Raw genomic sequence first — 23048 nt, 5'->3', positions numbered from 1 at the left:
ACGTTATTTGAGATGTGACATGACACCAGGGGCAAGCCCAATCTTAACCACTGAAAATTAAGTGTTTATTGTTCAATACTTTTATTATATTTCAAAAGTATGACAATGACTAAAGAAGAACTGACCACCACTTTCGAAGAGATTAAGGGGTCATTAAAATCCTATATTTTACGTGTAACAGCCAGCATTCAGGATGCAGAAGATATTGTTCAGGATACCTATGTAAAAGCCCTGGAAAAGATAGATACGTTCAGAGGTGATTCATCTTTAAAGACCTGGATCTTTGCCATCTCTTTTAACCTGGCTAAAGATAATCTAAGAGTTAAAAAAAGGTGGACCGAAAATGTAACTGACATTTGTAAGGAAGCCGCAATGAGTAACCGACCATTTTTCCAAAAAGCCATGGAGATAAGGACTACATCCCCGCAAGGTCAGTTTGAAATTAAAGAACATATTGCTTTTTGCTTCACTTGTGTGTCCAAGTCACTCCCCCTTGAACAACATGTATGCCTTTTGCTCAAAGAGGTCTATGAATTTAAAGTAAAAGAGATTGCCAGGATCACTGAAATCAGTGAAGCGATGGTAAAATACTACCTCCATACCGGTCGCAGTAAAATGGTCGATGTATTCCAGGGAAGATGTGCGTTGATCCATAAAGAAGGCGTTTGCCATCAATGCACAGAACTAAACGGCATATTTAATCCGCAACAAAAGGCAGAGGAAGAACTGGTAAAAATAGAAATGGCCAGAAAAGCCGAGAGTGCAGATAAAGAACATCTTTTCGACTTAAGAATGAACATTGTAAAAGGAATAGACCCTTTTGAATCTGACGCAGCTGAGTTACAATTACATCACCTGGAGCATAACAGAGAGGTTATGGAAAAATATTTAGAAAAAAATAAGGATTAGCCTATCGTTTTAAGGTGCTCGTTCGTCCAAGTGAAAAAAACTATGAAAAACGGGATAACACTATTAATGATCATGGCAACAATCACAACATTAACGGCACAAAATGGCCGGGCAACCACAATAAAGAAAACGTTTAACAGGTCCACTTCCATTGGCATTACCATTAAAGCCGACCCTGCGATAGTATGGACGTTACTCACCAATGCTTCAGACTACAGCCGATGGAACTCCACGATTATTTCACTGGAAGGAGATATAGCATTGGGAGAAAAGATCCATCTGAAATCTACACTGGACCCAAAACGGACCTTTAAAATAAAGGTAAAAGAATTTACCCCTGAAGAACACATGGTTTGGGGGGATTCAAAAGGAAACAGGGTATTTACACTGACTCAGAATAGTGACGATACGGTCAACTTCCATATGAGTGAGAAAATGGGAGGCCTGATGTTTCCGCTTTACGCCAAATACATTCCGCCTTTTGACGAAGCATTTGAACAGTTTGCTGCTGACTTGAAAAGAGAAGCCGAAGCAATTATGACTACTAAATAACTTTAAAACTTAATAACCCATGAACTACAAAGAAAAAATAGGAACAAAAGAACACCCGCTCCAGCTAAAAACACCCCCGCTTACATCAAATTATACCATGCACGCAGATGAAAAAGAGGAGCAGGAGATCTTAGTTTGTACGGTCGGATCAACGGTTCTTCACTATCAGCTCAGGTGCATAGACGATCTTTTTGAAATGCTCAAAGCACATGGCGACTGGATGTTGCTGGGCAGTAAAGATGAAAAAGCGATCACGGCGGAAGGTACTGTAGAGCATTGGGCACGCTCAGAGGAGAACCCAGTAGGTGGCTGGTATGGATTAAAAAAAGGATTTAGAGGTAGGTTTGCTATGTACATCCCCCCGCTGATGGAAGCCCTGGGACTGGCGGAAGTAGAACACAATAAACGGAACAACCGAATGAAGGCAATTTGAACTAATCGCTAAATCAGGTAATCATTTAAAATGGTGAAATGACTCGTTTTTATGGTCATTTCACCATTTTGAAGAGCTTTTTGAATGATCTCTTTCTTGAGGTAAAAATCAACCGTGTTACGGGTATGAGTAAGAGGTAACAAAAACCAGCTAATGGGAAAGCATATTCACCCCCAACTGCAAAAATGGATAAGATCACAGAAAAGAGTGGCACAGCACACTTACCTATGTTAATATACATATGGGTAAGCGTGAAATGACACTCTTCGGCAGCCAGCTTCAAGTATTGCTTTGACCGGTAAGCGTGCCAGTAAAGTAAGGCATAGATCCCATAGATCAGACATCCGCCTATGCCAAAGATGATCATCAGGCCTGTACCATCTGAGCCACTCAGTGTTTGGGACATAATGTAAGGCATGTTAGCTGAATTTTCAAAAAGTAGCGTACCTAGTATTTGAAAGAAAACAACAAAGAGAAATTTTAGTGGATACACATAAATAAGGATAAGAAAAAGTAAGAAAACATTTAGCGCCAGTACTACATTGTCCTTAAATCCATAGTAGTAAAAATAGAGGACGTGCTGTATCCAGATCCTGATAATCAAAGTAATGGTAACAGCAAAGGGCAATATGTTTGCCAAGGAATCGAGCAGTGTGTTGTAGTTAGAGGGCGTGGAAGAGGATAATACAAGCAACGCGATGGCTAAAGAGAAAACGCCGTCGCTCAATGATTCCAGCCGGTCCTGGCCGGTCCCTCTTGGCTGAAAAACCACATCCAGATGTACACGTGATTTTAAATAACTTCTGATCATATTAATTCATAGTGGATACCATTTCCAACCCGTGATCTACAGGTCAAAACCAGCTCCACAAATTAGTTTCTATTTAGGGAAATAACAACTCACTAGGAATAAGCACGCATACCTTTATCTTTACCAAAAAAGAAACTATGAGACTAGCATTGTACATATTCCTATTATCTGCAATAATGTTTTCATGCAATACCTCCACCACTACTCCCGAAGGTGACACGGACCGGGCATCATTTCAAGCGATATTAGCTGAATATTACCAGGAAAGGCTTCAGCATTACCCCATGGAAGCTACTATGGCCGGTGATAACCGTTACAACGATACTTTGACACTGGATATCTCTGAGGGTCATCGGGCGGCGCTTCGTTCCTTTTACAATAAATACCTGGATCGACTAGCCTCCGTACGGCGGGCTACCCTGGATGAGAGCGACCAAATGAGCTTTGATATACTCAAGTGGGAATGTAACATCAACTTGGAAGGTCTGACTTTCCCTACACACCTTACACCGATAGATCAATTCTGGTCATTACAACTTACTATAGGACAATGGGCAAGCGGCCTATCGGCACAGCCTTTCAAAACACCTGAAGATTACGACCACTGGCTGTCCCGTCTGGAAGATTTTTCCGTTTGGTGTGATACAGCTATGGTGAATATGAATAAAGGCATGAAGCAGGGATATGTATTACCAAAAATGTTAGCACTAAAGGTAATACCACAATTAGCAGTACTGAGCCATGGTCCGGCGGAAAGTCACCTTTATTATGGCCCCATAAATCAATTGCCTAACGACTTTACTGCAGAAGAAAAAGAGGAGCTCACGGCAAAGTATGTTACAATGATCAATGAAACCATAATCCCCACCTTTCAAACGCTTCATGACTTTTTCAAGGAAGAATACTTACCTAACTGCCGTGAAAGTACAGGCATAACCGATATCCCTAATGGAAAAGCGTATTATGACTACCAGATCAAACACTTCACGACTACTTCCATGACTGCCGAAGAAGTGTTTGATTTGGGCAAAAAAGAAGTAGCACGACTGCTCTCGGAAATGGAATCCGTAAAAGCAGAAGTAGGTTTTGAAGGAGATTTAAAGGCCTTTTTTGAGCATGTACGATCTAACAAAAAGCTGATGCCTTACGATAACGCCCAGGCAGTGATCGATGACTTCAATGGAATACACCAGCGTATGAAACCTGCACTTTCCGGCCTTTTTGAACTTGTTCCCAAAACCGCCTTTGAAGTACGAAGGACCGAAGCTTTCAGAGAAGCATCAGCCAGTGCCGAATATCAACCCGGTTCACTTGATGGTACGCGACCCGGAATTTTTTACGTACCTATTCCGGATGTAAAAAACTACAATCGCTATTCTGACGAGTCTCTGTTTCTTCATGAAGCCATTCCCGGACATCACTACCAAATATCTTTACAACAAGAAAATACGGATCTTCCTGAATTCAGAAGAGCGCTGTGGTACAGTGCCTATGGTGAAGGGTGGGCATTGTACTCCGAATCACTAGGGAAAGAACTGGCTCTTTATGAAGACCCGTATCAATACTTTGGGATGCTTGGCGCTGAAATGCATCGTGCTGTCAGGTTAGTAGTAGATGCCGGTATGCACTCCAGGCAATGGACCAGGGAACAGGCTATTCAATATTCTTTAGAAAATGAAGCCGAGTCTGAAGCAAGTATTATTTCCGAGATAGAACGCTACATGGCTATGCCTGCACAGGCACTATCTTACAAAGTGGGTCAGCTAAAGATCAGGGCACTTCGAAAAAAAGCTACGGATCAGCTTGGCGCCAGGTTTGATATTAAGCAGTTTCATAATATCATACTCTCTTCCGGGTGTGTACCCTTAAACATACTGGAAGATAAAATTGACCAGTGGATAGCATTATCCGATACTCAATAGAGTATTAACCCCCGGTCATCTCCGCAACTTCTCAGGCAGCGGTGTCAAATTGCCATCGTGCCACGGGTTTTGCCTTTCCGGGAACATTGATCTTTTTATCCGTATTTGTCAGGTATCGTTTATTATAAAATCTCTCAGGCCTTCTAAAACGTTCAATGTCCATAATGCCCACGCCTGTTTTTTTAAGTCGAGTACCGGTTCTTCTGCTATACAGTATTTCAAAATTAGAGATAAACCCTGCTTTTGCCAGTATTTGATCATGAAGGGTCCAACGCGCATAGCCATATCTGTCATATACCTTAATTTTTACATTGCGCTGACCGGACCTTCCCCTGATCCTTACAATTGATCTCGGGTCCTTATTCATAAGCTTCCCATCTACGATCACCTGGATATTATATCCTTTCATTCCCTGAAACCGCATAATAGCACTCCCTGCCGATACTGAATGAAAAATCATCATACTTCCCAAAAACAGCAAAATCATCAACTTTTTCATATCCTTCATTATTTGCTACACTCTGCCATAACAACAAGGCTTATGCCAAAATTTCAATTAGCTATGAAAAAGGCATAAAATGGAAAAGGGGCGACATTTTGTATTCAATGTTCGAAACAGGCCCCGGCGATAATAATCAATTTATAACAAGGGATTGTTTTCAGGTGGTTACATCTGTTATCCGGAATTTTAGATTAAATTACATTTACATCATGCAAAAGCTTTTTTTCGTCCTGTTATTGTTATGGAGTTGCTCCTCTGAAGTCCGTAATGCCAATGATCAGCCTCAAATAATGCCGGCAGATCCTGGCGTTATCGTCAATAGATCGGCAAGAGATTTCCGCCTGAAGTTCAAACGAGATAGCTTCAGGCTCCTGACCTTAACCAGATCTCAGGACTCAAATACATACCAGTTCATGAAGTACACTTTCCCATCAGATTCGATGGTCCGACTTGCTGATGAAATGACCTTCATTCATAACTTATGGAATGTGGCTGAAGACAGCATTGACATACACCTCACAAGCCTCTCAGCAGGCTACCCTTTGCGGTACACTGATATTTTAAAAAACCAGATCGAAGCTTTTTCCGAATCAAAAGAGTGGCAAAAATTCGTCAGCGAAAATGAGAGGGAGCCTGACTATGCAATGATCAGTCAGATAATGCAGGAACAGCATGTATATGCTCCCCTCGAAAGCCTGCTGACTGATAAAGGTTATGCCCTGGTTGGTATTTCTATAGAAAAGGTGGGCAGGGTAATGCCGGAACAACTGAAAGCATTAGGTTATCAGGGTGATGAGAAAATACCTGTCCCCTACATGGTGTGGTTGTCAGTTGCTAAACGCTGAAAACAGGTAAAGGCTTGCCTTTTATTTAAAGAATTTCCTGGGAGGAACTATGAATAAACTAAAGTTCACATAGGGTGCTTCATTGGCATTCAGCAGCACCAGAGCATCACGCCTTCCATCCCCGGGTTCTGCCAAATGGTAACGCAGGTTGCGAGACAGGCCTATGTCAAAACCTGCCCAAAGCCAGTCGTGGATCTCTCGCTCAAAGCAGACACCAATGTTTAGGTCTGCTTTTCGAAGTGTCAGTACTTCTGAATCAGAAAGCCGATTATCATGCAAAGCATATCTCCAGCCTTTGACCTCAGTTTTAGCCGTAATGAAAAACCTGTTGCTCGCTTCATATCTAAATGCTACAGACTTTGGCAACGTGGCATCTAACGTCCATTTACTGCTAAGTTTGCGCTCGTAGGTAAGCAATGGATATATTTGAGGAGTACCCTGTTCATAACCTATTACCAGGCCGGCGCCTATTTGCGTACGGGCATTCCGCTGCACCTGATAGGTTGAACTGAAGTAAAATCGGGTAGTATTGCGATTCCAGACCAGCCGGTCACTTTGTATTTCTGCACCCCCTAAGAAAGTGAGGCTTTTTTTGTCATTTAGATCTTGCTGAAAAAGAAAACGGGCCCCGATGCTTCTAAAAGTACGGTCTTCTATACTTGAGAAAAGCTCATTGTTCACTCCACTGTGATCAAGCGTGAAATTTTGAACATCGTATTTGAACTGCAAACCCACCAACTTATCATCTTTGAGTACCAAAGGGATGCCAAGCCTTATTTTAAGTTGTTCATCCGCTTCCACTTCAGAGGAAGAGTTCCCCAACTCCGTTGATGAAGATCTTGTATTATAATCATATAAAGACCGGTAGCTGAATTCGGCTATTTTCGGCCGATAGCTGCTTTGACACATAGCTTTTGAAGCTACTAAAGACAGCAAACAGACCGTTACATGATATTTTAGATTGAAAGTCACTCTAAGCCAAAAGTTAAATATAAGTCTTTATTTTTTAAGAGTGAGCCAATATGCACCATGAATACCAAAAAAATATCATTTACTCTTTAACCTCCATCCAATATCGTGCCGGTAAAAAAGAAGCCTAAAAGCCTATTTTTCCTACTAAATTTCCCTTAAACGTATGAAAAGATTTTATTTATTAACCAAGCTGGCACTCATTTTTAACAGAATTTTCCATTTAAAAGTTTAAGACTGGAAAATCCTTCAATGCCTGTAACAAACGGTCCATCCCTTGCTCATTTTTAGTATGAAGTGTACTTCTCCACATCTTTGTTTCATAACGGCAGAAATTAATATAGGGAACGCATCCTTCTGACACATCCCCTATATTTCAACACATCGTTAACTTAATTAATTAATTCAAGGGCTCAATATCAACTAACACCAGATTATAACCTCCTCTTGGGTCTCCCTGACTTACCACCCCAGCGCTTGAAGTGATCAGTCCCTTTCCAAATTGAACATCATCCAATTCAGCCACTCTTCTTACTGAAGTATCATCATCGGCCGCACCGGTATTTCCTCCTGCCTGTCTTGGGGCCTGGTCCGCACCCACACCTACCGGCTGATCTTCTTCCGTTCCGGAATCATATAAATAGGACTGGATACTGTAGTCCATGCCTGATTTAGGCGTACCATCCGCATTGAATAGTTCTACTCCGGCATTGTTAAAACTAATAAACCAGTCATTCGTTTCGATCAACATCGTAGCATATCCAAATTTGTACCCGGGTTTAGCTTCAATGGTAAATGTCATTTTTTCACCTGGGAACACAGGAGCCATTTGGTCCGCCGCTACCGCTTTGATCCCATTATCATTCAAAAAGCTTACTGCCGTAGCCGCACTACCGTCTTCTGCTAACAGTTCCAGCCCGCTTCCACTCACCTCGGGCTGTCCCTGGGTAAACAAAGGATCTGACGCTGCACCTGGAAATACATAGGCTACCCCGGGAGCAAGAGGTGAATAAGAGGAGGATAATCTTAGCGGCGCTCCGGCGGTACCTTGCTCGTTAAAGTAATCATACAGCACCTGGGGATTACCATCTTCCGCTATCTCTTTTAAGCCAAAGCCCCTGTCAGGCATTCCCGTTTTAAACAAAGGATAGTCCTGGGCGTGTATTATGGCCAGACCGGGAGTAATGACAACACCTCCTGCACCACCTAATAAATTGGTGATAGTCACTTCAAATTCTGATGTACTCATGTCATATTCCAGGTACGCGGATATGTATGCCGTAACATCGCTTTTTACTAATCTGACACTGGTATTATCATCGTCCATGCCATTCTCGTCCATAGGGTCAGCAGAAGCCCAGGCAGCAGGGTCTTCCTCTTCGTTACCCGAATCCCAAAGCATGAGTTGACCTGTAATATCGCCTTCCAGCGGCTTTTTATCTCCATCAAAAAGAGTAATACCGTCTCCATCAGGTGCAAAGAACCAGTCGTTAGACATTGCCTGCATGGTAGCAAATGACAGGTTAGTACCCGGTGTAGCCTTGAACCGAAACGAATAGCTACCGTCTGCAGCAGCAATAGGCCCGGCCTCAGCGGCACCGTCAGGAGTATTAAATACCACCGTATTTAAATAATTGATGGTGTTATAAACGGTAATTCTGAAGGTGGTCGGATTATCGCCGACATCATCTCCTACATTCACCACTACCAGGCCTGAAACTGTATTTATCCCATCAGAAACTGTTACGTCCAGATTGAACGATAGCGCAGATTCAAAATCAATAGCGTCCATACTATTGACGGTGAGCTCACCTGTACCGGCATCCAGTGCAAACGCATCACCGGTATTCCCACCGGTAATGGAGAAGGTAAGTGTGCCACTTTCGGGATCGCTGGCACTTAATGTGCCTATGGTCATTCCGTCTGTTGCGCTTTCCAGCACTGAGAATACAGCCCCGGAAAAGCTGGGAGGTAAGTTGATGGACTCATCGTCATCTCCGCAGCTAAATAAAAAGGCGAGCGGAGATATCATTAAAATTAAAAGTGTTTTTTTCATGAGAGTTTTATTTTTTTCTCATGCAAATGTGAAATTCAGATATCACGAAAGGGTCACAAAAGAATCACGAAAAGCCAACAGACCTTTGTTATAGCTTTAAAGGGTGTATTAATGAATGAAAGTGTCGTGTACTGACCTTTCGTGTTCGAAATAGAAATTTAAAGGAGGTAAGCAGGCCTCAATTTCTTACCAATTCATTTCTAAGGTTGAGCATATAGTTGTTTAGTGCTTTTTGCCATTCAGGAGCGGCATCCCATTTTTTCCCTAAAAATACATTGCCGGAATAAATGTGTTTGATGTAAAACTTGTATACAGGGGTATGGATATTGTAAGATTCTACACTTAGCTTTTTGTCCTTTACTACTTCGGAAATATAATCGGTTTCAGAAGAGGTAGTTTTATACTTCAGTATTTCCTTCACAGATCTACCTGTTGATCTTACATAATATAATATATATTGATATCCCTGGGTGCGTAGCTCTTTCTCAGCGGTTTCTTCGGCAACATAACCATAAGCATAGGGATAGGCATCCATGGCGCTATTAATGGCTGCGGTATCCTCAAAAACAGGGATAGCCAGTTTTTCACTGGAGAAATTGAGGTCGTAAAATTCATTACGTTTCGCTTTTATCGGGCTTAGTAGCTGTCCAAATTCAGGCCCTTCCAGGATCAGTCTGTTCTCTCTGTCAAGGCCTGCATTAGCTACGGCCCGGTAGAGATTATCCAATATCTCTTCCAGATTAGGCCCGCTCTGTTTCCAGGCAGCCTGCCCTTCTTTGAGTAAAAACTGACGATCTTGCAAGTCCGTCACAATGATCTCATAATTGCCTGCATTTTCCTTTACAAAGACTGCATTCTTAATATCACGGTCATCATAGTAGTCCAGAAAGGTATTGTAAGATTCTTTTCCACTGAACAGGTCTCTCAAATAATAATGGACTACTCCATCGATCCCGCTTTTTTTCAATGTGGGCTGTATTTTCTCTGCCACAGATTGCCAATCCCCGCGGATAACAGGCTGAGTTTGTTCAGGAGATATATCATACAAAACAACTGACCTTGTTTTCAATAAGTTTTCAGGGAACGCATTAGAAAAGGACAGGCTACTTAAGCGCTGAGAAAAGGTGGCTTCTTGTGCGTTGGCAGCAAAACATAACACCAGGCATAACCCTATACCTGCGAATACCCGCTTTATCATCTTTTGGTCCTTGTTCAACTTGGCGATGATTAAATAAATGAATTTGGTAAGACTAATCAAAAGTATTGAGTGTAAACGTATCGGAAAAGAGATTATTTCGTTGCACCACTAATGTGCAAAGATCTGATCCATTGTTTTGAATGACTTAAACTCAAGTGCATTCCCACTGGGATCCAGAAAAAACATGGTGGCTTGCTCCCCTACCTCTCCTTTGAAGCGGATATGGGGCTGGATAATGAATTCGATATTCAAAGATTCAAGACGTTCGGCCAAAGCTTCCCATTGTTGCCACTCCAGAATAACACCAAAGTGTTTTACAGGCACATGATCACCATCCACTTGATTTGTCCGGGTTTTTCCGGCTTCTTCCGGTGCCAGATGCGCTACGATTTGATGGCCAAAAAGATTGAAATCAATCCAGTGTTCAGACGACCTGCCGGTAGGGCATTGCAAAATCTCCGTGTAAAACTTTCGTGCTGCTTCAAGATTGTCTACCGGAAATGCCAGGTGAAAAGGCTGGATATTTTTCATGACGTACTATTATTTTGCGTTAGTAATCTTCAAAAACCGCTTATTTCAAAGATAAAGAACAAGCGTTCAATATCCGTATATTGGAAGGGTCAAAAAAATGTGTGTAAAATAGAAACCTGCTTAATATCAGGTTGTCATTGAAGCAAGGTCAAAATATAAGTGGAGTCGGGACAGCAGACTATACATAAGTACCTGGTACAGCGTAGCCAGCGAGGGGACAGGCAAGCCCAGAATGAACTGTATAAGTTGTATGTTCAGGCTATGTACAATATTTGCAGGAGGATGATGGGGGATGACGAAGAAGCGAAGGATGTACTACAGGAAGCTTTTATAACTGCTTTTTCAATGATCCGGTCATTGAAAAATGAAGTGACATTCAGCGCCTGGCTCAAAAGGATAGTAGTTAACCACTGTTTAAATGCATTAAAGAAAAAGAAGCTAATGACCGTGGAATTGGGTGAAAATGACGATTTTGTTGATGATGACCATGAAGATATGGATTACAATCGATATGAGGCAAAACGTATTATGGGGGCCATCGACAAAATATCTGAGGGGTGTAAAACAGTGCTTAACTTATATCTCTTTGAGGGGTATGATCATAAGGAAATAGGTGAGATATTAGGGATTACTGAAGCTACATCAAAAGCACAGTACAGTAAAGCGAAGAGTAAAATAAGACAATTATTAACAGATAGCTGAACCGCATGAAAGAAGACAAGCTTAACTATCGGATAGAGCAGGAAAGGCCATCTTTTGACATTTATGAAGTAGATGCTGCCGAACTTTGGACAGGTATAGATCAAGGTATTAAGTCTCGCAGGACACTTTTTAATATAAAAACCATCAGCCGGATAGCGGCGGCCCTGGTGGTGGGTGTGGGCCTGTCATGGATCCTGCTGAACTATGACGCGCAGTCCTATAAAAATGGATTTTCACTAAGCGATATTTCTCCGGAACTGGCAGAAACTGAGTTTTTTTACTCGCAGCAGGTAGCTGAGAAAATCCAACTGATCAAAGCAAGCAACCGGGTGATAGACCCGGAAGTAATGGATAACCTTGCTGCATTGGATAGCGCCTATCAGGACTTAAAGATTGATTTAAAAGATAATGCAGATAATGAAGAGGTAGTAAATGCTATGATCACTAACTACCGGATAAAACTACAGATCTTGGAACAGATCTTACTAGAGATAAAGGACCATGATAAAGAAGGGAGTGATGAGATTAGTATTTAGTTGTTTACTGGTACTAGGCACCGTAAGCCTTTACGCAGTGGCAAAGCCTGACGTTGACACTAAACTGTCCAAATCGGTTGATCGCTCATTTAGCGTATCCTCTAATGCGAACTTTACATTGATCAATAAATATGGCCAGGTGGTGATCAATACCTGGGATAAGGACTCTATCAAGGTAAATGCAAAAATTACCGCATTTGGCAAAGATTACTCGGACGCGAATAAATTATTGGACCGGGTAGACATTGATTTTCGTCAAACCGGATCGTATGTTACCGTGACCACTTTACTGGATAGAAAGTCAGGCTTCTTCAAAGAGTTATGGAACAATATCTCTGACTACTCAAAAACACTTTTAAGTAAGACCAAGCTTGAAATAGATTACGAAATATATATGCCTGCCACGATAAACCTTGAATTACAGAACAAATTCGGCGACCTGTACCTGGCTGAGATGTATGGCAAATGTGATATCAATATCATGCATGGCAACATGAGGGCCAACCGGTTTCATGGTGTATCCTCTGTAGAAGTGGCTTATGGGGATATAAAAATAAAGGAGCTGTCCTCCGGAGTATTGACATTAAAAACAGTAGAGGGAGAGTTATTAGAAGCGGGCAACATTGAATTAAGAAGCAGTACGTCCCACCTGACCATAAAAAAGGTAGACAAACTTGAATTGGATTCCAGGAACGACAAAAGTTTACGAATTAAAGAAGTAAACCGGTTAATGGGTAAGAGCCTGTTTTCCAAGATAGAGGTAGAACGACTTGTAAAAAATGCTGACCTTGACATGAATTACGGTCAGATTGACTTCGAGGGTATTCCATTTAGCTTCTCAAGGATAAGGTTAGATGGAAAATATACAGACATCTCGCTGATGTTTGACCCGGACAGTTACATTACCGTAGACATCACCGCTAAAACAGAACAGTTAAATATTCCGGAAGTACGTGGTGACATTCAAAAAGAATACCTGGATAAGAAAAAGGTTATCCACGTAACAGGTTCTATAGGTGAAAAAAACAATTATCCGGGCTATGTAGAGATCAATTCTTCAGGAGGAGAGGTGGCTCTTGAGCTTTCGGGTGTACGTCATTCTGTAAATAAATAACTAAAATAAATATGCGAGATAAGTTACCAGTCTAATCACTTCAATCAGGACTCTACGCACTGACTGACGGCTTAACGCGCCAATTAATTCCAGATCCATGAAAGTTATAATGGCTTTACTACTTCTTGTGTCCGCTTATGGAGTATCACAAGCACAGTTTTACTACAAAAACTCCGCAGGCGCCCGTGTGGGTTATACCACCGCAGCTACCTATAAGCACTTTATTACGGAGGAGCAAGCTATGGAGCTTATGGTCAGCAACAGAAATAACGGGCTTCAATTCACCCACCTTTACCTGTTCCATAGACCGATAGCAATAGGGTTTAATGATGATTTCTATTTCTTTTATGGTGTAGGTGGACATATCGGTTTTGAATCATTTCTAGATCAGAAACTGGCCGAACAATCATTCCCACTTTCCAATAGCCCAATACGTGAATTTGATACGGAAGAACGTTCTTTTTTCACTATGGGGGTTAATACTACCATTGGAATGGAATACAGGCTGCTAAAGCTTCCCGCTACCATCGGAATAGATATCAAACCCTACCTGGATTTTATAGGCATGCGCCGTACAAAGATGCGGTTCTGGGATACAGCCCTGACGCTCAAATATATTTTTTGATGTGTAATGAGAAGGTATTTGTTAACACTAAAAACTCCACTTAAATAATGAAAAAGGTCTTATTATTTCTATTCGCAAGTATCGTGATGTTATCCGTTAATGCCCAGGATGACGACGATGAAATGAAAACCCTCTTCGGCAGAAAATCAGAGGTCAGGGGTTTTGGTTCATTTGATATTAAAGTCACTGAATTTAATAATGAAAATGCGCTCTTTTTAGGGGGCCATGGGGGTGTGATCCTTAACAAGCACTTCATTCTCGGAGGCGGAGGCTATGGGCTCACCACAAAAAATGATTTTGAAGTTACGAATGACAACATTACGGAAAAATTTGACCTCTTCGGAGGTTATGGCGGCCTGGTATTAGGGTATATCATCGCGCCAAAAGAAATTATCCATGTGTCTTTTCCCATATTGATCGGCGCCGGTGGTGTAGAAGTAGTAGATGATTCCAGGCCCATAGTGAATGACCTGCGGGCCACCATAGAAAGGTCCGCTTTTTTTGTAGTAGAGCCCAGCGTAGAAATCGAGATGAACATTACCGGCTTTCTCCGTATCTCCGCTAATGGAGGCTACCGGTATGTAGAAGGAGTTGACCTGGATGTAAATAATATTAGTAATAACGATCTATCCAGCTGGACGGCAGGAGTATCTTTCAAGTTTGGTAAGTTTTAACCGGCCCGTACACTATTGTCGTGTCACAGTCCAATTGATGTTGAATATTAGAGGGTGAATTCTATTTCAATGTTGGTAAATTCTTGACCCGTTAGCAATAGGCAAAGGGCAAAACGTGACAAAGACCGGCTGTAGACGGGTTGTAATGTCACAACTTACGGTTGTACCTTCACAACCCACCTGCAAGGCCACTTGCCAACTGTGCCGAGGTTTGATATATTTGGTCCATGGAAAGTACTACACACCCTCGTCCCGTACACCTTGGCAGAAAAGTTATGCAGATGCGTGAATTACTAGGCATTTCGCAAGAAACTGTAGCGGAGCAATTAGGCATTAGCCAGCAGGCCATTTCTAAAATAGAGCAAAAGGAAGAGGTAGATGATACTACCTTGGATAGAATAGCTAAAGCTATGGGTATTTCTGCCGAAGCTATTAAAAACCTACAGGAGAATGCAACGGTTTATAATGTTGTCGCAAATCACGGCCCCTTGAGTGATCATGCCTCAGTTTTGAGTGGTCAAGCGTCAGTACAAAACTATCAATGCACTTTTAATCCCATAGAAAAATGGGTGGAAGCTATCGAGGAGAACAAAAAACTTTATGAGGCACTGCTGAAGGAGAAGGACGAAAAGGTGGCGTTATTGGAAAAAGTACTGGATAAACTGAAATAGCGCTTTATCTATATCCAGGAAAAATCCTCTTCATTGCCCTCTCAACCCATTCTTTAGCCCCAATGGGCGTTCACGGCTGGTAACTTAGTAATGCATCAGGCTGTGTTTTATGTCTTTTGGTGGATTGTTTAAATTTAGGAAGAAGGTGTTTATACTTCGTTTGCGAATGTTTGAAAGTAGAAAATTAGCAAGCAGTATCTAATGGAAATACAATTAACTTTTGACGAAAGTGAAAAAAGAGCCTAATAATGATACTGTAAAAAACCTATTTTTGATTTATGAACGTTAACCTGAGCGAAAATGATAAGATCAAAATCCTCAATTCAGACGACTTGTATGGAATCATGCAAAGAATTCTGCTTCGAGAAAATAAAATAGATCAGGACAGAGAGCATTTTTGGGTGATTGGTTTAGCTAACAACCATCGACTTCTTTTCATTGAATTAATCAGTAAAGGGACTATCAATGCGACATTGGTAAAACCAATGGAGGTTTTCAGTCTTGCCTTGCAAAAAAGAGCGGTAAAAATCATGTTGGTTCATAATCATCCAAGCGGAGAGCTAAAACCTTCCGAACCGGATAAAAACATAACTGACCGACTCATTCAAGTGGGTAAAATTGTAGAAACGGAAGTATTAGATCATTTAATAATTTCTGATAAAAGCTATTTGAGCTTTAATGACATTGGTTTGCTGGAAGAACTGAGAAACAGTAAAAAGTATGTTCCAACATTTGAACTGATAAAAGAAGCCAAGCAAGAATCTGCCGAAATAGCCAAAAGAAATAATACAGTAGAGTTAGCCAAAGAAATGAAGCGACAGGGTCTTTCACATGAGCAAATTGCTACAATAACAGGGCTTGATGAAAGCAAAATAAAAGCTCTTAAAGTCCGAATCAAAAAGTAAAAAGTGCCTAAAATCATATATGATTAATAGCGGCTAAGTCTGTTTCCCACCTGACGTGCATATAGTAATAGCGTCATACGTGTTAGTTTAGTAATAGGACGGTACACGGGGTCCAAAGCAGGGCACAATCTGCTAAAAATAGTACTTAACCGGGCCAGGCTTTATCTAAAGCAAGATCAATAGGTAAAAATGCTGTACAAAATCACTAAAGGTCGGTACAGAATCGTTTTGCCGCACTGAAAAATCATTCTGCCGCATCAAAATATGACAAAGACGCATGAAAAAATCATTCCGCTCCATCCGGAAATAGCACTGTGGCGCCCGAAAATCACAAAGCCGCATGAAAAAATCGTTCCGCTCCATCCGGAAATAACATTGCGGCATCCAAAAATTACAACGCCGCATGCCAAAATCATACAACGGCAGGTGTACCTGAAGATCCTCTTTTGAAAAGCGGACAAACGGTAATTCAACTACGAATTGGTCTGTATTTTCATGTCTTTTGGAGGATTGCTTAACTTTAAGTAGAAGGCGTTTGTATGTTGTTGGTAAATATTTGAAAGTGGGATGACGTACATGCCGTTGTTGGTAATAATAAAATTAGTAGTCATGAATTTGAAATAGGTGAAACCGAAAAAACAAGCCTATTAATCAAAAGAAATTGGTTTACGGGCAAATTCACATACTCTGAAAACGGTAGGCAAAACACTCTTAGGAGTTCTCTGGACCCGTCAACTCATTTCAATGTTAAATTGACAAAATATTACATATTTGAAATAGGAAAGGAAGAAAAGCACAAGGTCGAAATAAAACATAAAAGGCCATTATTCTTTGCTGGATTTAGACCTCAAATGTTTGAAATCAAAATCAACGGTGAAGTCCGTGAAAGATATAAAGGATATTAATAAAACGATTGCCTACAAAAATAAACGCCACCAAAACGAGTGTTTATTCAACACGGTAAAAATAACTTTTAATGCCAAAATACACTTGGAAATATGGAGGTATACTTGACGATTATTCTGTAAGTTCAAATGGAGGAGTTTATCTCCTTGTTTTTAAAGGATCCCCGAAAAGAATCATTTACGTTGGCACAACAAAGTCTTTTCAAAGAAGAATGGCTCAACATAAGTCAGGATATTTAATTGGAAACAGAACTATCTGGAGACTTACATCCTCTGAAGATATTTATGAATTAATGAGTTGCCAAGGTAACAGAGGCAAATCTTCCAGATTCAGTTATTACGCCTCTCTAGCCAAAAATGGAAAATTATGGGCCCATACAACCATTGAGAAAGAGTCAATAATGAATGACCTTAACTCCAACGATGATTTTAACCTTTTCTGGAAAAATTATGTATCCAATTTTTTCATCAAAAACATTGAAATTTGGACATGTGAAATGTTTGACGATCATGAGCGAATATTAGCGTTAGAGTCCAAAATTCAAAGAATGATACGTACTCACTTTGCAATAGAATCGCACATTAATGCGCATGGAATGTCATTTCTTGGAAAAATTGAGTTTACAGGAGATATTTCAAAATACAAGTTTGACTTTATTAGTTTACCGGATTTTGGTGAAGACGAAATAATGTTATTCAAACAACTACCGAGTAAAAAGATACTTAAATTCGAGAAGAAAGCCTCTAGAAGAAAAAGAGAATTAAAACATCTGAAAATCAAGGAGGCAAGAATTGAACATAAGTTCGCTTATACCAAATGGAAAAACGAGGAAAACGATATTTTATTCACTTGTTGCAAATTAAATATTGAGGTAACTGACATTGCTAATTCTTATTTACAGCGTACAGTAGAAGAAATTGAAAATAGAATTAAATACTTAAAACGATTTTATGAGTTTCCAAAAAAATACACCTAAACAAGTAGATGGCTGACGGCCCCGTTGACCTACATCTGCCGTACACATAGCGATAGCGTCATGCGTGCCAGTTTAGAAACAGATTGTAATCAGGGCAGATTTGTGCTCTTAAGCGCACTATAAAAAGGTCTCATCTTAGAAAAGAAATGATTTGATAGAAAACAACCTAAGTCCGAATCAATCATCTTTTATTCTTTATACTTCTCAAAATGGAGAGGAAAAAGTAGATGTACTTTTGCAGGATGAAACCGTATGGTTCACCCAAATGGCATGCAAAAACCCTTTGGTAAAGCTAAACAAACCGTCAGTGAGCATATCCAAAACATATTTAAAGCAGGAGAACCATAAGAAAATTCAGATATCCAAAAATTTCTGGCAATGCCAAACAAAAAACAAACCCCTTTCAACGAGCATTTATTAAAAACGTAATACACCATAAAAACAAAGATATAACCCTACCGTTTTGACGGAAATAAAAGTTAAAAAAGGAGAAATACTGCAAAAAAGTGGTGAATTAAACACCAAGATTTACCTTGTCAGGTCCGGTTTGTTACGAAGCTATTCTATTGACAAAAGTGGCAAAGAAAATATATTCATGTTCGCCCCGGAAGGTTGGGTAATCGCAGACACTAATAATGCAGCGACACCATCTGTTTTGTTTATTGATGCCCTTGAAAATTCGATTATCACGATTTTACCCAAAGACCTGGAAAGAGAAAAGAAAAATATTGCCGCTTTAATGAAAAGACTCAGCGTTTTGCAAAACAGGATCTTAATGCTCATCAGTACAAATGCGATAGAGCGTTACGAACACTTTGTAAAAACATACCCGAATATTGTTCAACGCGTTCCTCAACGCATGATCGCCTCATATCTTGGCGTTACCCCGGAGACGTTGAGCGCTGCAAAATCAAAGCATTTCAAAAAGAGCAAATAAATCAATTTCTTATGAAATCATAATGCATAGCTTTTATCAGACTACGAGCTTTGATGTTCACAATACTATCGTGTGGGATTATGAAAAAATACAGCATACTTCTAAAAACAGCTGCCGTCTTATGGTTCATCTGGGGAGCCGTACACATTTTGGCAGGAGTCATGACGGATAAGTTCATTCTTAGTGGAGATATTTCAGGGGCTGTGGGAGGAATTGCTGATGCGGTAGACCCTGCTACACTTCAAATGAATTACCCGGATGCAACAGGAGCAGTCATCGGGCAGCATGGGTTTAATCTACTTTGGATAGGACTAACTACCCTGATCTGTTGTTTTTATGTTTGGAAAGGGAGTAAAAATGCCATCTTCCTTGCCGCACTCACCGGTGGACTGGCAGATTTAGGATATTTCCTTTTTATGGATTTAGGGGGATATGTGAATTTCGTCCCGGGAACGGTTATGACGCTGGTTTCTAGTGCGGCTATTATTCTAAGTTTTACAGCCTATTTCAAAACTGCTAACCTAAAGAAGGAATAAAAATGGCATACCACGAGGTAAAAACACAATAGTGGTCAGGGGTAAACCACCTCGCGCATATATAGCGATAGCGCCATGCATGTCTGCCCAGGAATAGCACTTGTGATCCGGGAGGTCTATATAGGCACAAACCAATACATCCGTAAACGGGTCACGAAATGATCATTGCACTTTTAACCCACTGGATAAATGCGCTGGATCTTTTGACGAAAACAAAAAACTTTACGAAGTCCCGTTGAAAGAGAAGGACGAAAAGGCAGCCATGCTGGAAAAAACCCTTCTTCATCAGCCCTCTCAATCCATTCTTTCACCTCAATGAATCATGGAACTGTAACTCAGCAATGCGTTAGGCTGTATTTTATGTCTTTTGGAGGATTGATTATCTTTACTTGTATGTCGTTTGTAAGTGTTTGAAAGTGTAATGGCGTATATACGGTTGTTACCCACAACTAAAATTATAATGAGAGACAGGCTAATAAGTGACAAGAACTATTACAGCAGGTTTATCAAAACCAAAACTCACTTAATTCAAGAATCTAACTCTGAAATCATAAATGGCAATGTGCCAGAGGACAACGTATCGAACACAATACATCGAATTTTCTTCGATAAACTTGAATGTCTTATAGCAAAGTATGGAAGAGGAGATTCAATTAAATCACTAAAAGAGGATCTGAATGTTCTGTTCAGCGATCTAGAAATTTCATGGACAGATCAAGCTGCTAAATTTAAAAAAGGAAGACCTCAAAAAACTTTAGACCAATACTGGCTTAACTCTTACTGTTATATGGTTTGGCTTCTTTCCATTTCGATTCTTATTGGAATAACAGATAAACAAAAAAATCAAATCACTGTATTAATAGAATCAGGAAATATTACTGATGAACTTATACTATTTCTCTTATCAGGCTTAAATGGTAAAAAATACTCTCAGCAAAAAGCAACTACCTACAAACCATTTAAAGGTCTGACGAAAAAGGGACTTCAAGATATAAATCAACAAGTAGTAAAAGCTTATTTAAAAACATGGTATCAAAATACTAAGCTACTGACATGGCATAATTACATAAACTCAGTAAATGATAAAGAGTATTATTTTGGTTATTGGTCATTCGAATCAGCTGCGGTTGTAGCATTGTGTAGTATAAATGAAAAAACAATTATTGAACACCCAAATTTCCCTACTGATCTACTAAAAAACTGGTTGGAAAATGTGGGTAATAGCAAATAGGGCATTCAGTGCTTTAAGAAAGGCCAATGCGATTTACCAATACCGCCAAATCGTTGATTTGGCTTTTAAAATGAAAAAGATAAAAACAAAATACAACGCTTTGGCTCAGTGCAAACTCAAAAGTTTATCTCTTTCCAATGCCCTACTGGCTATATACTAAACGTTATATTTTATTAGAAGCCAATGATCAGGGTATTGTTCATTAATATATTTTTCTTTCTCTTTTGCCACCTGATTTCAGCTCAGATGGATACCTCACAGCATTTTAGTTCTATTAATGAATTTTACGAATACATTAGATCATTTGATATTGAATACCCCCATGAAGCCCTTGATAACCAAATCCAAGGGAAAGTTTTTGTTCAATTTATACATACAAAAGAAGGGAAGATTATTGAACCTAAAGTTGTAAAAGGGATTGGTTATGGGTGTGACGAATTGGCTCTATCCCTTTTTACAGAGTTTTATGGAACAATCAAACACCAGTTGTCAAGAGGCAAACCTGCCGATCAAAGATATGTTATACCCATAATATTTAATCTTCCAAAGCAATATCCTGATCTTCCGAAACTTGATAATGATTCAATTTTAAGCTTTATAAATTGTAAGCGTGCCTTGGAATCCAGCGATCAGGAATTCATTGGCCACCACCTTGCTGCATTGAAATACTTTGATAACCAGATGATTCATAGAAGCCCTATACAACTATTTCGATCATTACTAATGAGGTCATTGGTTAACAAAAAGTATAATGATACTTTAAGACTCTATAAATTTCCATTGTATAGTCCTAATGGTGATTTTTCATTGATAGACGAACCTCGATCGAACTATGATTTTTATGCCCTTATCGTAGATGAGAAAGAGCAGGTCATCGTTTCTCACTACTTTCTGTATTACGGCAAAGTAAAAAATAGGCCAAAATACGATGCTTTTGAGTTTGATAAAGTGGAAGACACTCACCAATTGATTGAACAAATAAAAAAGGACTATAAGAAGGCGCAAATTTCAAGGAATGCAATTCGACAACTATCTGTTGATAGAAGTTCCGAGCGAACGATAGACTTCTTGCATAATTTACTCAAATCGAATATCAGAAAAGGAACTGGTCATGAAAGAGAGTCATACACCAGTAATTATAATGGCATAACCGAATGGGGAATTCATGAATCCTTAAATCATGAGCTTATCGCAGCATTATCCAAACTTGAAGCTCATAAAACAATTCCAGACTTATATAGCCTACTAGATTACCCATCAGAAGAGATCGGGATTGAAAAGCATAATCTTTTATACTATTTGTATAATCTAACTGAAGAGTCTATTGGATATTTAGAAAATGGAGAAAAACTTATTTACCCAGAGAATCATGCTATTTTAGTACAAGAGTGGGTTGAGAATAGAAAATAACAACATATAATCGAGTAGACGGCCAGTGAGTCAATGACTCACTGGTGCGCCTCTCACACCACGTAGCGTACGGGTCTCGTACTACGCGGTTCACTGAATCTCAGGAATCGACTTACGGTGATAGGAAAGCATCGATTCGTACCCTCTCCTTCTAAGTCTGGACAGTGTGATAGTGGTCCTTAAGATAGGGCTTTGAGCTACTGCCCAGCCTCCCATCCTCGTCCTGCTATAGGCATATGCCCTGTTCTGATCCATACCTAGTCGAATGAGGTTCTTGCGCTTGCGTTCAGGTTTCTTCCAATCGTGCCAAATACAGTATCTTAAACGGTTCCTCAGCCATTCATCAAGTACTTTGAGTTTGGCTGAAATATTCGTCAGGCGAAAATTATTCACCCAACCTTTCCACACTTCGGTTAGCTTTTGTAACCGCTCATCGAAACTCATCGGACTGGTCTTCCTGGAAATGTCCTTGAGCTTGCGCTTTAGGCTCATCCACGCTTGCTTCGATACTATCAACTGGTATTGCCCTTTTACCCCCTTCTTGTATACTGCGGCAAATCCATGCCCCAGCAACTCGAAGTTTACCGGTCTGCGAATGCCCGACTTCTCCCTGTTGATAGGCAACCTTAATTTATCCCGAAGGAACTCGTAAATGGCATTTCCTATCTCCCGGGCTTCTGCTTTCGACTTAGCATAAATGCTAAAGTCATCCGCATATCGAACATAGCGAAGACTTCTCCTGACCAGCTCTTTGTCCAATTCATCCAACAGGATGTTGGACAACAGGGGGCTGATCGGAGAACCCTGTGGCATCCCCTTGCGACGTTTGTGCAGCCTTCCTTTTATCTGGATCGGTGCTCTCAGCCACTTGCGGATTAATCGCAGGGTCGTAGGACATTTTACCTTATTGTAGATCAGTTGTAACAGTATCGAATGGTCTACTTCATCAAAGAAACCTTTCAAGTCAATGTCCACTATGTCCTGGTAACCATCATTGATGTACTTCAGGGCTTGTGTCACCGCCTGCTGGGTGTTCTTCTCTGGTCGGAAACCATAGCTATGTGATTCAAAGTTTAATTCGAACTTTGTCTTGAGCA

At 40.3% G+C, this 23048-nt stretch carries 24 protein-coding genes; 17 read left to right on the top strand and 7 right to left on the bottom strand.

Translation table 11 applies throughout. The features are described from left to right. Positions 1-105 precede the first annotated feature (105 nt). Genes FNH22_RS27300 through FNH22_RS27290 form a run of 3 tightly spaced genes read left to right on the top strand, consistent with a single transcriptional unit; the run spans position 106 to position 1894 of the window. Positions 106-909: an RNA polymerase sigma factor gene (locus tag FNH22_RS27300; protein ID WP_143401698.1), complete on the top strand. Its 804-nt coding sequence runs from the start codon at positions 106-108 to the stop codon at positions 907-909. Between the two features lie 42 nt (positions 910-951). Further along, positions 952-1461 (top strand): SRPBCC domain-containing protein, encoded by a 510-nt coding sequence (locus FNH22_RS27295; protein WP_221420363.1) that lies wholly within the window; start codon positions 952-954, stop codon positions 1459-1461. 19 nt (positions 1462-1480) lie between these two features. Then, complete coding sequence (locus FNH22_RS27290) at positions 1481-1894, top strand: DUF6855 family protein (RefSeq protein WP_143401697.1); 414 nt, start codon at positions 1481-1483, stop codon at positions 1892-1894. Between the two features lie 55 nt (positions 1895-1949). Here FNH22_RS27290 and FNH22_RS27285 read toward each other — a convergent pair whose 3' ends face one another. After that, a complete protein-coding gene (locus tag FNH22_RS27285) occupies positions 1950-2705 on the bottom strand; it encodes a TMEM175 family protein (RefSeq protein WP_143401696.1) in 756 nt (251 codons plus the stop codon). Between the two features lie 137 nt (positions 2706-2842). Between FNH22_RS27285 and FNH22_RS27280 the strand changes: the two genes are divergently transcribed. Then, a complete protein-coding gene (locus tag FNH22_RS27280; protein WP_143401695.1) occupies positions 2843-4627 on the top strand; it encodes a DUF885 family protein in 1785 nt (594 codons plus the stop codon). 31 nt (positions 4628-4658) lie between these two features. Here FNH22_RS27280 and FNH22_RS27275 read toward each other — a convergent pair whose 3' ends face one another. Beyond that, entirely contained in the window at positions 4659-5126 is a 468-nt protein-coding gene (locus tag FNH22_RS27275) for a hypothetical protein (RefSeq protein WP_143401694.1), read from the bottom strand. A gap of 212 nt (positions 5127-5338) precedes the next feature. Between FNH22_RS27275 and FNH22_RS27270 the strand changes: the two genes are divergently transcribed. Next, positions 5339-5974: a hypothetical protein gene (locus FNH22_RS27270; protein WP_143401693.1), complete on the top strand. Its 636-nt coding sequence runs from the start codon at positions 5339-5341 to the stop codon at positions 5972-5974. Positions 5975-5995: 21 nt separating this feature from the next. On the opposite strand, the gene FNH22_RS27265 is transcribed toward FNH22_RS27270, so the two are convergent. The 4 genes from FNH22_RS27265 to FNH22_RS27250 all read right to left on the bottom strand — a co-directional run bounded on the left by FNH22_RS27265 (position 5996) and on the right by FNH22_RS27250 (position 10728). Further along, the gene (locus FNH22_RS27265; RefSeq protein WP_143401692.1) at positions 5996-6946 is read right to left on the bottom strand and encodes a DUF6268 family outer membrane beta-barrel protein; all 951 of its coding nucleotides are present in this window, start codon (positions 6944-6946) and stop codon (positions 5996-5998) included. A 397-nt stretch (positions 6947-7343) separates the two neighbouring features. After that, complete coding sequence (locus FNH22_RS27260) at positions 7344-8999, bottom strand: spondin domain-containing protein (RefSeq protein WP_143401691.1); 1656 nt, start codon at positions 8997-8999, stop codon at positions 7344-7346. A 178-nt stretch (positions 9000-9177) separates the two neighbouring features. Then, complete coding sequence (locus FNH22_RS27255) at positions 9178-10197, bottom strand: hypothetical protein (protein WP_143401690.1); 1020 nt, start codon at positions 10195-10197, stop codon at positions 9178-9180. Positions 10198-10305: 108 nt separating this feature from the next. Next, positions 10306-10728: a VOC family protein gene (locus FNH22_RS27250; RefSeq protein ID WP_143401689.1), complete on the bottom strand. Its 423-nt coding sequence runs from the start codon at positions 10726-10728 to the stop codon at positions 10306-10308. A 159-nt stretch (positions 10729-10887) separates the two neighbouring features. Between FNH22_RS27250 and FNH22_RS27245 the strand changes: the two genes are divergently transcribed. The 12 genes from FNH22_RS27245 to FNH22_RS27190 all read left to right on the top strand — a co-directional run bounded on the left by FNH22_RS27245 (position 10888) and on the right by FNH22_RS27190 (position 21951). Continuing rightward, complete coding sequence (locus FNH22_RS27245; RefSeq protein ID WP_143401688.1) at positions 10888-11430, top strand: RNA polymerase sigma factor; 543 nt, start codon at positions 10888-10890, stop codon at positions 11428-11430. A 5-nt stretch (positions 11431-11435) separates the two neighbouring features. Then, on the top strand, positions 11436-11966 hold the full coding sequence (locus FNH22_RS27240) for a hypothetical protein (protein ID WP_143401687.1): 531 nt from the start codon (positions 11436-11438) through the stop codon (positions 11964-11966). Then, positions 11950-13080, top strand: a complete 1131-nt coding sequence (locus FNH22_RS27235) for a hypothetical protein (protein WP_143401686.1) — start codon at positions 11950-11952, stop codon at positions 13078-13080. Before FNH22_RS27240 ends, FNH22_RS27235 begins: the two co-directional genes overlap by 17 nt. Before the next feature lie 97 nt (positions 13081-13177). Then, on the top strand, positions 13178-13705 hold the full coding sequence (locus FNH22_RS27230) for a hypothetical protein (protein WP_143401685.1): 528 nt from the start codon (positions 13178-13180) through the stop codon (positions 13703-13705). A 47-nt stretch (positions 13706-13752) separates the two neighbouring features. After that, positions 13753-14379: a hypothetical protein gene (locus FNH22_RS27225; protein ID WP_143401684.1), complete on the top strand. Its 627-nt coding sequence runs from the start codon at positions 13753-13755 to the stop codon at positions 14377-14379. Positions 14380-14606: 227 nt separating this feature from the next. After that, the gene (locus FNH22_RS27220; protein ID WP_143401683.1) at positions 14607-15050 is read left to right on the top strand and encodes a helix-turn-helix domain-containing protein; all 444 of its coding nucleotides are present in this window, start codon (positions 14607-14609) and stop codon (positions 15048-15050) included. Positions 15051-15328: 278 nt separating this feature from the next. Continuing rightward, positions 15329-15955: a JAB domain-containing protein gene (locus FNH22_RS27215; protein WP_143401682.1), complete on the top strand. Its 627-nt coding sequence runs from the start codon at positions 15329-15331 to the stop codon at positions 15953-15955. A gap of 976 nt (positions 15956-16931) precedes the next feature. Beyond that, positions 16932-17837, top strand: a complete 906-nt coding sequence (locus FNH22_RS27210; RefSeq protein WP_143401681.1) for a GIY-YIG nuclease family protein — start codon at positions 16932-16934, stop codon at positions 17835-17837. Positions 17838-18300: 463 nt separating this feature from the next. After that, on the top strand, positions 18301-18774 hold the full coding sequence (locus tag FNH22_RS27205) for a Crp/Fnr family transcriptional regulator (protein ID WP_143401680.1): 474 nt from the start codon (positions 18301-18303) through the stop codon (positions 18772-18774). Between the two features lie 80 nt (positions 18775-18854). Beyond that, on the top strand, positions 18855-19310 hold the full coding sequence (locus FNH22_RS27200; protein WP_143401679.1) for a hypothetical protein: 456 nt from the start codon (positions 18855-18857) through the stop codon (positions 19308-19310). A gap of 460 nt (positions 19311-19770) precedes the next feature. Further along, a complete protein-coding gene (locus FNH22_RS27195) occupies positions 19771-20541 on the top strand; it encodes a PoNe immunity protein domain-containing protein (RefSeq protein ID WP_185154438.1) in 771 nt (256 codons plus the stop codon). 246 nt (positions 20542-20787) lie between these two features. Next, positions 20788-21951: an energy transducer TonB gene (locus FNH22_RS27190; protein ID WP_185154437.1), complete on the top strand. Its 1164-nt coding sequence runs from the start codon at positions 20788-20790 to the stop codon at positions 21949-21951. 90 nt (positions 21952-22041) lie between these two features. On the opposite strand, the gene FNH22_RS27185 is transcribed toward FNH22_RS27190, so the two are convergent. Next, positions 22042-23048, bottom strand: a 1007-nt coding sequence (locus tag FNH22_RS27185) for a reverse transcriptase domain-containing protein (protein WP_143401676.1), incomplete at its 5' end; no start/stop codon positions are given.

The sequence above is a fragment of the Fulvivirga sp. M361 genome, from assembly GCF_007097395.1.
Taxonomy (GTDB): Bacteria; Bacteroidota; Bacteroidia; order Cytophagales; family Cyclobacteriaceae; genus Fulvivirga.
Note: the sequence above shows the minus strand (reverse complement) of the source record. Positions and strands in the feature narration are given on the sequence as shown.